We start from the raw sequence: 11,796 nt of genomic DNA on the forward strand, positions 1-11,796 counted from the left end.
TCACCACGATGTCGCGCCGTCACGGCATGGCGCGACGCGGTTTTCGCGAGTCCTGCCATGCCGCTGAACATTCCCGGCCCGCTCGAGCGCTGGCGTCTGCTGCTCGGCGAGCCTGCCGAAGCCGCGTGCGGCACGCCGGGCGCCGATGCGCAGGCCGCCGACGCGGCACTCGAATGGCTGTACGGTCGCGACGACGACCGCGCGAAGCGTGGCGAGCGCGGTGCCGGCCTCGGGCCATCCGCGCTGAGCACGCCCGACTGGATCAACACGATCCACACGCTGTTTCCGAAGGAGGTGATCGACCGGCTCGAGCGCGATGCGGTCGAGCGCTTCGGCATCGACGAAGTCGTCACGAACCTCGACGTGCTGGAGCGGATCGAGCCGTCCGAATCGCTGCTGCGCGCCGTGCTGCACACGAAGCACCTGATGAATCCCGAGGTGCTGGCGGCTGCGCGGCGGCTGGTTGCCGAGGTGGTCCGGCGCATCATGGAGCGACTGGCGACCGAGGTGCGGCAGGCTTTCAGCGGCACGCGCGACCGGCGCCGGCGCTCGCGGATGAAGATCGCGCGCAACTTCGACTACACGCGCACGCTGGCCGCGAACCTGCGCCATTGGCATCCCGAGCGGCGCAAGCTGTATCTCGACACGCCGGTCTTCAACAGTCGCACGCGTCGCCAGGTCGAGCCGTGGGACATCGTGCTGCTCGTCGACCAGAGCGGGTCGATGGTGAATTCGGTGATCCATAGCGCGGTGATGGCTGCGTGCCTGTGGCAATTGCCGGGCATGCGCACGCGTCTCGTGGCCTTCGATACGTCGGTGGTCGACCTGACCGCCGACGTATCCGACCCGGTCGAACTGCTGATGAAGGTCCAGCTCGGCGGCGGCACGGACATCGCGAAAGCCGTCGCGTATGCGCAATCCTGCGTCGCGAATCCTGCACGCACGGTCGTCGTGCTCGTCAGCGATTTCTACGAAGGCGGCAGCGGCTACGAACTCGTGCGCCGCGTGAAGGCGCTGGCCGAGAGCGGCGCGCGCGTGCTCGGGCTGGCCGCGCTCGATTCGGCGGCCGAGCCCGCGTACGACCGCGAGATGGCGGCGCGGCTCGTGAACGCCGGCGCGCAAGTCGGCGCGATGACGCCCGGGCAACTGGCCGCGTGGCTCGCCGAGAAGGTGCAGGGATGAGCGCCCCGATGCGTGACGATCTGCTCGAACTGACGCCGGAGGCGCTGACCGCGCTCGCCAACGCCGGGTTCGTCAAGCGGGCGCAGAAGGATGTCGCGGCCGGCGCGGTGCCGGCGCTGGCTGTCGACGGCGACGGTACGGTGCATGCGTCGTTCGACGACGGCGTGCGGACCCGCCTGCCGCCCGGCCGGACCTTGCGCGATGCGGCGTGCAGTTGCACGGCGAGCGGCATGTGCCGGCATCGCGTGATGCTGGTGCTGGCCTATCAGGCGAGCATGCAGGCAAACGAAGCGGTCGATGCGGTCGACTCGGCCGGTGGGCGTGCAGGTGGTGACGGCAAGACGGGGCAGGCCGATCCGCGCGACGAAGCGGCATGCAACCGGAATGACGTGGCGAGCAACGAAGCGCGCGACGGCCCGGACGATGCCCCGCAGGATTACGGCACGAACGGCGCGTCGCCCGCGGATCGCGCATGGAGCCCCGCCGATTTCGACGATGCCGCGCTGGCGGCGAGCTTCGCGCCGTCGGTGCTCGAACAGGCCGCGCGCATGGCGGCCGCACGGCCCGTCGTGGCCGTGCAGCTGTGGGCCGGTGCGCAATGGTCGCCGGTTGCACGACTGCCGATGTGCACGGTCCGGTTCTTCTCGAGGCGCTCGCTCGCGCATGCCCGCTGCGATTGCCGGCAGGGAAGCGGCTGCGCGCACGTGGTGGTCGCCGTCTGGGCGTTTCGGCAGGCCGGCGCCCCGGCCGACGGCGTATCGGAAGCGATCGTCGAGGTGCGTCCGCCGGCCGGCGACGAAGGCGACAGCGACGACGACCCGTCGCCGTTGCGCAACGACGCGGCGCACGCGTTGATCGCCGACCTCGACAAGCTGGTGCACGCGCTATGGCTGGACGGCTCGAGCCAGCCGCCGATCGCGCTGGCCGCGCGGGTGGAGTCGTTGCGCGGGCACCTTCGCGAGCGCGGCTGGCAATGGGTCGACGACGCGCTCGACGAAGCCTGGCAACTGGTTCACGCGCAACATGCGCGCAGCAGCCGTTTCGAGCCGCTGCGGCTCGTGCGGGTCCTGGCCGAACTGTGGGCGCGCGTGCGTGCGGCGATGTCCGCCGCGACGCAGCGCGACGGTGCCGCGGTGCCGGCCCGTCAGATGCTCGGCATCGGCGTGAAGGGCGAGGTCGAACTCGATCATTTGCGGCTGGTGTCGCTCGGCGTCGAGCTGTGGAGCGACGAGGCGGAAGAGGGGGCGAGCGTGCTGTTCGCCGATCCCGACACGCAGACCGTGATGGTGCTGACGCGAAACTGGCCGCGTGCCGCCGACGTCGCGGCCGGCGGCCGGGCACCGGATCTGGCCGGCCGCCGTGTTGCGGGTTTTCCGTTGCGGCAGATCGCGGCCGGGCAGGTCGTCACGAAAACCGCGAAGCGTCGCGCGAACGGCGCGGTCGACATCGCGGCCGGCGTACGGCAGACGGGCGTGCTGCCGCTGTCACCGAAATCCTGGGACGATCTCGCCGCGCCGATCCGCCAGCTGGGCATCGCGGCGCTCGTCGCGCACCTGCGTGACGCGCTGCCCGATTTCGTGCGGCCGAGACAGGCGGCGAACGGCGCCGCGGCCGGGTCCCTGCACGTCGTCGCGTTCGAGCCGATGGTCGTGCGCTCGGTTCACTGGGATGCGGCCGCGCAGGTGCTGCACGCGCGGCTCGCGCAGCGCGAAGCCGGGGCGGCCGACGCGAGCGTCGACGAGGTGCTGCACCTCGCGCTGCCGCATCGCGCCGTGGCGCCTGGCGCGGTCGATGCGCTGGCGCGCGCGCTGTCCGGCGAATGGGGGGCATTGCGCGCGCTGGCGGGCACCGTGCGCCTGCATGCGGGCACGGCCGTGATGCGGCCGCTGGCCGTGCTGACCGCACAGCGCGCCGTCGTGCTGCAGACCGAAGCGGCGGCGCCGCATCCGCTGCCGCTGGCGGGCGGGCGCGAGCCGTTGCCCGCGCGGGTCGCGCTCGCGGAGGACACGCTGGCGCTGCTGGCCGAGTGGCTGCGCCAGGGCATGCGGCATCAGGGCGGCGGCGCGGTCGAGCGTGCGCGGGCGCAGGCCGCGCGGCTGGAGCACGCCGGCCTCGCCAACGCAGGCAGGCTGCTGCGCGCGCTGGCCGACAGCCTGCGCGCGGCGCAATCGGCGTCGCTGCTGGCGCAACTGGGTTCGCTGACGTTGCTGCTGCTGGGCATCGTCGAGCAATGACGGCATGACCGTCGACCGGGCGAGCAGGCAGCGCCCGACACCGCGCGTCGCCGTGCAGGCTGCACGGATCGCGGGATGAATGAACGAGAGGGCGTCGTGGCTGCCTGACGGCCACGGCATGCAGGCGCGGCATCGTGCTGCGTCGTCGATCCGAGTGAGAGGGAACGGATGCGTCGTTTTGAACTGATCGAAGGCAATTCCAGCAAGTTCTGGGAAGTGGAGCAGGACGGCTCCGGGCTCAATATCCGCTGGGGCCGCATCGGCACCGCGGGCCAGAGCCAGACGAAGTCGTTCGCGGACGACGCGAAGGCGCGCGCCGCGCTCGACAAGCTCGTCAAGGAGAAGACCGGCAAGGGCTATGCGGAAGTCGCGGTGGCGGCCGGCGCGAGCATCGGCGCGACCGCCGCGAAGCTACCGGCAGCCTCGTCCGCTGTGCCGGAAGCGTCCACAGAGGCAGAATCGGCGGCGAGTACGCAACCCGCAGCGGTGAAGACGGCGAAGCGTGCGCCGTCCGCGCCGTCGGCCCAGCCGGGCGCATCGACGCCGGCTTCTACGGCCACGTCCGCCGCCACTCCCGCGCCCGTGCCGCCCGTCGCGGCCGAAAGTTTCGATGCCCAATGCGAGCGCGTCGTCGCAACCGTGCGCGCGCAGATCGCGAACGGTGACATGCAGCCCGGCGAGACGCTGACGGTCGCCGTGATCAAGCGCCGTTACAACGTCGGCGACCAGGGCGCCGCGATGGCGTTCGACGTCCTGAAGTCGCGCCGGCTGCTGTATGGCTGGGGAACGTCGGCCACCGTGCATGAGCATGCGCAGGCGGCGGCTGCGGCGCTCGGCGAGTGGGTAACAACCGAGACTGCCGCCGCACCGGAGCACGCAGCACCCGCGGTCGCCGACACCGCCGTACCGCCGTGGCTCGCGCACGGCGAACCCGTGCGCCTGTCGCCGCAGATGCAGCGCGAAGCCTATGCGTCGCGCCGCGTGGCTGAAGATCGAAGGCAAGGACGGATACTCGATCGACATCGGCGCGACCGATGCGGCGCTGCGCCCGGCCGTCCAGCGGATGCTCGACCGGCTGGTCGCACGCACGCCGATCGCCGGGCCGGTGGCGGATGCGCAAGCCGATGCCGCGCTGTTCGCGCTGGCGATGAGCGTCGGCGACTATCACGGCGAAACCACGATCGGCCGCCCGGTCGTCGACTACCTGGTCGCGCAATACGGTTTGACGGGCGCGATCGACGTGCTGTTCGATGCGTTGAAAATCCAGGTGCACGCCGACTACGACCGTCAGGCGCAGCGCCGCATCCATCGTTTCACGACGAATGTCGACGGCCCGGTGCGCGGTAGCTGGCGCGGGCCGATCGTCGGCAGCGAGGCGGCGCTGCGCGAGCATCTCGCCGCAGCGAGCGAGGCGGACTGGCAGGCCTGCGTCGACAGGAGCGAAGCCGCGATCCCGACGCTGCACCCGACCCGCCAGCCGATTCCTGCACTGTTGTTGCCCGATGCGCCGCACTTGTCGAATGCACTGGTGCGCCGGCTGGGCGCCGAGCGCGACGTGCCCGAGACGCTGCACTGGATGCTGCTGACCGCGACCGATCCCGATGCGATCGCCGTCGCCGCGAAAATCCGCCCGGACAGCTATGGCCATTCGTTCTGGGGGATGTCGCGGATGGTCGCGACCGTACTGCGCGAGCGCGGCGCGGCGACGTTCGACGTACTCGAACGCGGCGCCGCCGACGATGCGGCGGGCGACGCGCTCGCCGCGATCGGCACGCCCGACGCGGTGGCCGCGCTGGCCAAGGTCGCCAGCGGTTCGAAGGGCGCGCTCGCGCGCCTGTCGCTGTCGCTCGATCGCTGGCCGGTGGCGGGCATGGTCGCGCTGTCGCGGCTCGTGGCCGCGGGCGGCAAGGATGCCGGGCTGCTGACGCCGAGCCTGACGCGCCTGCTGCGCGCGCATGCGGCGCACGTCGACGGGCTGCGGCCGTGGCTCGACGCGCCGGCACAGGCGGTGATCGACAAGCTGCTCGCGCTGCTGGCCGGCCCGGCCGACGTCGCATCGGCAGACGAATTGCCGGGCGTGCTGGCGGCGCCGCCGTGGCTTGCCGCGCGGCAGAAAAAGGCCGCCGTGCTGACGCTGGAGCCGCTCGAACTGGCGGCGATCGAATGCTGGGACGAAGCGAAGCGCAACCAGGCGAAAACGCCGAACCAGTGGGAGGCGAAGCGATTCGCCGAAGCGACAAGGAACACGTTGACGCTGGTCGCCGGCCTCGGCTTCGACGCGAGCAAGAAGTACTACGGGCCGCTCGGCGAGGCTGCGGCGAAGGCGATCCGGCAAGGCGACGCGCCGGAGTTCGTCGCCGCGTGGCGCGCGATGATCGACGAGCGCAAGCGCGAGCGGTACTTCTGGTACTCGCTGCGCGCCGAGTACCTGACGCTGCTGCCGGCGGCGGTGGCGGTCGACATCTGGAACGCGATTGCGGGCGATTACAGCACGGCCGGCGTCAATATGCTGATGGCGACCTTTGGCTTGCCCGCGTTGCCCGGCCTCATCGCGACCGTGCGCAGCAAGCCGACGGAGAATTTCAGTTACGCGCTGAACTACGGCGCGGTCGAATGCGCGCCGATCGCGGCCCGCGCGTTCGCGAAGCTGAAGACGTTGCGCGACGACGGCCGTGCGTGGCTGCTGAAGTTTCCCGAACATGCGGCCAGCGGCCTGATCGCGCCGTCGCTCGGCAAGCCGGGCGAAGCGCGCGACTGCGCCGGCACCGCGCTGCGATTGCTGCAGGCGAACGGCCACGAGGCGTTGCTGATGGAGGTCGCCGCGCGCTATGCCGACCCCGCGGTGCCGCAGGCGGTGCGCGCGGTGCTCGACGAGAGCCCGCTCGACCGTTTCCCGACCAAGCGCAGCAAGCTGCCCGAATTCTGGCAGCCGCGCGGCTGGCGCCGGCCGGTGCTGAAGAACGGCAAGGCGCTGCCGGACGACGCGCTCGACACGCTCGGCCAGATGCTGACGTTCCCGACCGGTGAAGGGATCTACGGCGGCATCGACGTCGTGAAGGACGCATGCACGGCGGAGTCGCTGGCCGACTTCTCGTGGGACTGCTTCAACGCATGGCTCGATGCCGGCGCGCCGGGTAAGGAGGGCTGGGCGCTGACCGCACTGGGCCTGTTCGGCGACGACGACACCGCACGCAAGCTGACGCCGCTGATCCGCACGTGGCCCGGCGAATCGGCCCACGCGCGCGCGGCGACCGGCCTCGACGTGCTGGCCTCGATCGGCAGCGACGTCGCGCTGATGCTGCTCAACGGTATCGCGCAGAAGGTCAAGTTCCGTGCGCTGCAGGACCGTGCGCGCGAGAAGATCGATGCGATCGCGGAAGCGCGCGGGCTGTCGTCGGAGGAACTGGAAGATCGTCTCGCGCCGGATCTCGGGCTCGACGCGCAGGGCACGATGCTGCTCGACTTCGGTCCGCGCGCGTTCCGGGTCGGCTTCGACGAGACGCTCAAGCCGTATGTGCGCGAGACCGGCGCCGACGGCGTGGCCGGCGCGCGGCTCGCCGACCTGCCGAAGCCGAAGAAGACCGACGATCCGGTGAAGAGCAAGGAAGCGGTCGAGCGCTTCAAGCTGCTGAAGAAGGATGCGCGCACCATCGCGAGCCAGCAGCTCGCGCGGCTCGAGGTCGCGATGTGCGGCCGCCGCCGCTGGACGCCCGAGGTGTTTCGCACGTTTCTCGCCGAGCATCCGCTGGTGCGCCACCTGGTTCAGCGTCTCGTCTGGGGTGTGTACGAAGTGGACGATGGCGGCAACTTCGGCGGCACGTTGAAGGCCTGCTTCCGCGTGGCGGAAGACGGCACCGCGGCCACGGCTGACGACGATGCGTTCACGTTGCCGGAAGGCGCGACGATCCGCATCGGCGTGCCGCATGCGCTGGAAATCGCGCCGGCCGACGCCGCCGCGTTCGGGCAGGTGTTCGCCGACTACGAGCTGCTGCAGCCGTTCGCCCAGCTTGGCCGCGACGTGTACCGGCTGACCGACGATGAGCGAAACGGGCGGCAGCTCGAACGCTGGAAGGGCGTCAAGGTGCCGACCGGCCGCGTGCTCGGGCTCGTCAACAAGGGCTGGCGCCGCGGCCAGGTGCAGGATGCCGGCTGCATCTGGTATTTCACGAAGCCGCTCGGCGCGGGCAAGGTGATCGAGCTGTCGCTTGACCCGGGGATCATCGTCGGGGCGGTCGACATGTATCCGGATCAGGAACTCGGTGCGTTGCAGGCCGGCTCGCCGTCGAACTGGGGCAGCATTCGCGACGCTGATGCGTTGTCGACGCTCGACGAGATCTCGGCTAGCGAGTTGATTCGCGATCTGGAGGGGATGCGCGAGTAACGCGCGCTCGCCACCGAAGCGGGCGAGCGCTGCGCCGTCCGCTTCGACTACGCCGACATCGCACGTTCTTCCTTGCTACAACACTCGCCACATGACGCCGCTGACACCCGAATTTCTTGCCGTCCTTCATCGGCCCGTTCTCGACGAAGCCGATCTCCTCACGATGGACGATTTCTTCGAACTGCCCCCAATCGAAGCATTGCTTGAGCAGGCGCAGGATCCTGCCTGCGCTGACGCCATCCTGCGCGCGTGTGCGGCCGAACTGCCGGCGCTGCACCCGAACCGGGCGGCGTTGCTGGCGCTGCTCGGTGGCGCGATCGTCGAGCGCGGGGCCGATCCGCGCATCCTGTTTTCGGCCGCGCGGGCGAGGCTTGGGGCGTGGCTGTCCGAACTCGCGCCGCTTTGCGCAAGGGCGGTCGAGGAGGGCGACGAGGAAGCCACCGATGACGAACGGCGCGACTGGCAAGCAGCTCGGCAACGGCTAGATGCACTGAGCGCGCAGCAGCGTTGGGAAGTCGATGCGTGGCGGGACGCGGTCGATACGCTGGTTCTGCCGCTGATGGCGATGCTGATGCGCAATCGTGACAATCACCGCGATCTCGTCGCCGATACCGCGTTGCAGTCGTTGCTTGACCGGATGGCCGACAACGACAGTTTGCCGTTCGACCAGTTGCACTTTCTATGCACCGCGTCGGCGTTGAGCTACGAGCCGGAGTGCGTCGTCGTGCTGCCGGCTTCCGGCACGGGTTTCGTCGCCAGCGCGCATGCGGTCAACAACACGTTCCACGCGTTCACGTTGCTGCAGCGCTTGATCGCCGAACACGCGCAGACGCTGCGCGTCGGCAAGCCGATTGCGCCGAGGAACGGTGACGAAGAGCAGGACACCTCGGCGTTTCACTGGCTGCAGGCGCATGCATATGCGAACGGCGTGCTCGTCAACCATCTGGCGCTCGCGTGGGGTGAAGCGCCGCTGCGCAGCCACCGCAAGCACGGCCAATGCGTGCTGATCGCGCTGGAGACGGAAGAGGGTATCCGTCGATGCTGGAACGGCTTCAATGGTGTGTGCCATCCGGCGCAGAATCCGTCCGTGACGCTGGTGCGGTTCCTGACGCCGGACGAGGTCGCTGCGTATCTGGCTTGAGGCATGGGCCTCCGTCCGAATTCGCACGATCGAGGCGTCGTGCACTGCCGCGCCTCCGGCCTCGCCCGGCCCCATCGGGCCAGGCGAGGCTGGAGAAGGACGAACCGCTGTCCGCCGTCTTCGCGCGCAACGCCACAAAAGCCCGCCAGATCCCGCCGACCTCCGTTGGCCGCGACGGCATTGCTGCCCAACGAGCGCCTCGTGCCTGATTTGTTGTCAATGCTTGTCAGAATGCCGCCGCCAGCCCGGCCATATCCTTGTTCTCGGCGTCGATGCGCCGTCGTCGTGCGGGGCGTAGGTGCAATGAGAGGCGCGGCGAGCTTGCCGCGCCCCCATCGGGTCGTGCCGCGTTACTTGACGGAGCTCGCGCTGACCCTCGCGAAATCCAGGCTGCCGAAGCCGGTGTCGTCGTCCCAGCCGGCCTTCGCGGTGTAGCCGTGGCTACTGTAGCCGTTGTTGCCCGACGACACGTCGTGGAGCAGCGACGTATTGGTCGGCAGGCCTTGGTAGAACGCCGAAGTCGGCAGGCCGAGGCTGTTGTTGTTGGCCGATTCGACGCGTGCCCAGCCGCCGACGAAAATCGGCGACGCGAGGCTCGTACCGCCGACGAGCTGGTTCGTCTGCCCGTTGATGACGATGTACGCGCCCGTCGCCTGCGCGGCGTCGAACGCCACGTCGGGCAGCACGCGCTTCGTCACCGTGCTGCCGAGCGCGGCGGTCTGCCAGCTCGGCGCGGTCTCGAACGCGCTCACGCCGCCGCCCGTTGCCCAGATCCGCACGGCGTTGTCGACCGGGTTGCCGTTGCTGTCGAGGTCCGCATAGGCGACGCCTTCGTTCCACACGGTTTCGCCGGCCCACGTCGTGGTGCCGGTGGTCGAGAGCGTCGTGCCGCCGACGGCGACGACGTACGGCGAGCTCGCGGGCGACGACACGCTGTACTTGGACAGGTTGATCGTCGTCTTGACCGACGTGCCGTTGTACGTGCCGATATAGCCGGGCGCGCCTTGCGGTGACGTAGACCACTGATAGACGCCTGCATCGCCGGCCGAGACCGAGAAGACTTGCCCTTGTGCGACAGCCTGCTTGAATACCGCGTCGTCGGCCGCGAGCGAGCCGTCCGAGTTGGCGGCCGTTTCGTCGAGGCCGAGCGACACGTTGATGACGGTCGCCTTGTTGTCGGTCACCGCCTTGTTGTAGGCGGCGGTCAGCGTCGCGTCGGTGAGGCCGCTGTCGTTGCTGTCGCCGTTGATGGCCGAGTAGAAGATCAGCTGTTTGACGCCGCCCGACGTGCCGATGATGTCCTGGCTGTCGAGATCCCACTCGCCCGGATCGCCGTCGTCGGCCAGGGTGCCGGAGCCGCCCGCGACCACTGCCGTGTTGACGGTTGCCAGGCCGGCGTTCTGCGTGAAGGTGTTCAGGTCGGCGATGGTCTGGGTCATGTCGCCCCAGGTGATGATGCCCACCGTGGTGTTGGTCGCGGCGGGCAGGCCGCTCGCGTCATAGATCTTTGCGAAATCGGTCGGCTGGTGGCCGACTTGCTGCGACGCCGCTGACGCATTCTTCGAAACCGCATTCGGTTCGATGACGGCGGCCGGCGCGAAGCGGTGCAGCAGGCGATGCGGCACGGCGGCGTTCTGCAGGCCGAGCACGGAATCGACGATCGAGCCGAGCGAGGCCGGGATCAGTGCCGCCGAATCGTTCGCGTAGACCGGCTTGCCGCGATAGTTGAAGCGCTTGATGCTCGCCTGGAAGCCGCGCTGCACGTTGGCGGCATTGCCGTCGGCGGCGATCAGTGTGTTGTTGTCAGAGACTGTGATGTTGTTGAAGCCGTTCGCCTTCAGGTGAGCGACCACGGTTGCGACCTGTGCGTCGGTCGGCGAGAAGCGCGCCTTGAACTGGGCGGGCGTGAGGTACTTGTGATAGCTCGCGCTACCCGGCTGGTTGACGTCGCGAAGGAACGTGTCGAGCTGGTCCGCGTTGCGATTCTTCAGAACTACGGTCACGTGCAGCGGCTGGCTCAATTCGAGCGGCGTCACGTGCGTATCGGTAAGCGCTGGCGTGCCGACGCTGTTCAGCGAGTAGCTGGGCGCCGCAGCGGACGCGGCCAGTGCCTGCGATGCGGCCGCGGCCGGTGCATTGGACAGGAGGAACGCGCTGGTGCGGGTCTGGACCCAGTTGGTTGCCGCCTGGGCGGACAGCGGGACCATCGTGGCTGCTACTCCAACTGCAATTGCCGTCAGCGCAAAGCGTTGCAGGAGTTTGCGATTGACGTATTGAGTTCTCTGCATTGTGAGCTCCGAGATTTCGACGAAGAACGGGTGCGGCGCGCGGCCCGGATCGCGGGTAGCGAAGGGCGGCCGATGCAACCTGACGCAAGCCAGAACGATCAGCAGAATTCAAGGCGACATAAGTATTCCTCCCCACCCACCATCAGAATTGGAGGCCGGTCGGGTATCGGGCTCGCGTATCGCGGGCACCGATTCTGCGCTCGGCCCTCTTGTTTGTCGGGCCCCGCCGCGATCCTGCGTGCGGTGGTCCGACAATTGCTTTGGGAACAGTCCGCGGTTTGCGGATAGAACAGCTTCGATTCGCTATCTATTGATTAGGAATGCAAGTTATTTGAGCCGAAAAGACCGTATTGCGATGCCATTTGACGACCTGGGCTGCTACGGTTGTTCCAGGCGATTGCAATGCTGCATGGGACTGACGATGCAACTTCGTGTGGCGCGAACGGTGTGGTTCGGCAAGCTAGGCTCGGCGGATGAAACCTGCCGTGCCGTCAAGCAGATCGCGATGCTGACGACGTTTCCTTGCGACGCATCGTGACGAAACGGTCCAGCCTGAAGCGAAGCTGGATG

General features: G+C 68.9%; 7 protein-coding genes and 1 pseudogene. 6 read left to right on the top strand and 2 right to left on the bottom strand.

The annotated features are described in order from the left end of the window. Positions 1-57 precede the first annotated feature (57 nt). The 3 genes and pseudogenes from ACPTTC_RS25515 to ACPTTC_RS25525 form a co-directional block, all read left to right on the top strand. Complete coding sequence (locus ACPTTC_RS25515) at positions 58-1,182, top strand: vWA domain-containing protein (RefSeq protein ID WP_423394431.1); 1,125 nt, start codon at positions 58-60, stop codon at positions 1,180-1,182. Beyond that, on the top strand, positions 1,179-3,416 hold the full coding sequence (locus tag ACPTTC_RS25520) for an SWIM zinc finger family protein (RefSeq protein ID WP_423394432.1): 2,238 nt from the start codon (positions 1,179-1,181) through the stop codon (positions 3,414-3,416). Before ACPTTC_RS25515 ends, ACPTTC_RS25520 begins: the two co-directional genes overlap by 4 nt. Before the next feature lie 168 nt (positions 3,417-3,584). After that, positions 3,585-3,725, top strand: a pseudogene (locus tag ACPTTC_RS25525) (WGR domain-containing protein); the annotation flags it as partial. Positions 3,726-3,772: 47 nt separating this feature from the next. Here the strand turns inward: ACPTTC_RS25525 and ACPTTC_RS25530 are convergent. Further along, a complete protein-coding gene (locus tag ACPTTC_RS25530; protein WP_423395765.1) occupies positions 3,773-4,120 on the bottom strand; it encodes a hypothetical protein in 348 nt (115 codons plus the stop codon). A 263-nt stretch (positions 4,121-4,383) separates the two neighbouring features. Here ACPTTC_RS25530 and ACPTTC_RS25535 point away from each other — a divergent pair, with 263 nt between their 5' ends. Continuing rightward, a complete protein-coding gene (locus tag ACPTTC_RS25535; RefSeq protein WP_423394433.1) occupies positions 4,384-7,797 on the top strand; it encodes a DUF4132 domain-containing protein in 3,414 nt (1,137 codons plus the stop codon). A gap of 91 nt (positions 7,798-7,888) precedes the next feature. Further along, the gene (locus ACPTTC_RS25540) at positions 7,889-8,938 is read left to right on the top strand and encodes a hypothetical protein (protein ID WP_423394434.1); all 1,050 of its coding nucleotides are present in this window, start codon (positions 7,889-7,891) and stop codon (positions 8,936-8,938) included. 350 nt (positions 8,939-9,288) lie between these two features. On the opposite strand, the gene ACPTTC_RS25545 is transcribed toward ACPTTC_RS25540, so the two are convergent. Further along, on the bottom strand, positions 9,289-11,226 hold the full coding sequence (locus ACPTTC_RS25545) for a S53 family peptidase (RefSeq protein WP_423394435.1): 1,938 nt from the start codon (positions 11,224-11,226) through the stop codon (positions 9,289-9,291). A gap of 409 nt (positions 11,227-11,635) precedes the next feature. On the opposite strand from ACPTTC_RS25545, the gene ACPTTC_RS25550 reads away from it, so the two are divergent. Next, positions 11,636-11,764: a hypothetical protein gene (locus ACPTTC_RS25550; RefSeq protein WP_423394436.1), complete on the top strand. Its 129-nt coding sequence runs from the start codon at positions 11,636-11,638 to the stop codon at positions 11,762-11,764. The last annotated feature ends 32 nt before the right edge of the window (positions 11,765-11,796 follow it).

The sequence above is a fragment of the Burkholderia mycopellens genome (assembly GCF_964265025.1).
GTDB lineage: Bacteria > Pseudomonadota > Gammaproteobacteria > Burkholderiales > Burkholderiaceae > Burkholderia.

What these genes read in the sequence shown, in the direction of transcription:
- ACPTTC_RS25540 (WP_423394434.1), top strand. Translation starts at nt 7,889, where the DNA reads ATGACGCCGCTGACACCCGAATTTCTTGCCGTCCTTCATCGGCCCGTT.
- ACPTTC_RS25535 (WP_423394433.1), top strand. Translation starts at nt 4,384, where the DNA reads ATGCGTCGCGCCGCGTGGCTGAAGATCGAAGGCAAGGACGGATACTCG.
- ACPTTC_RS25515 (WP_423394431.1), top strand. Translation starts at nt 58, where the DNA reads ATGCCGCTGAACATTCCCGGCCCGCTCGAGCGCTGGCGTCTGCTGCTC.
- ACPTTC_RS25520 (WP_423394432.1), top strand. Translation starts at nt 1,179, where the DNA reads ATGAGCGCCCCGATGCGTGACGATCTGCTCGAACTGACGCCGGAGGCG.
- ACPTTC_RS25550 (WP_423394436.1), top strand. Translation starts at nt 11,636, where the DNA reads ATGGGACTGACGATGCAACTTCGTGTGGCGCGAACGGTGTGGTTCGGC.
- ACPTTC_RS25545 (WP_423394435.1), bottom strand. Translation starts at nt 11,226, where the DNA reads ATGCAGAGAACTCAATACGTCAATCGCAAACTCCTGCAACGCTTTGCG.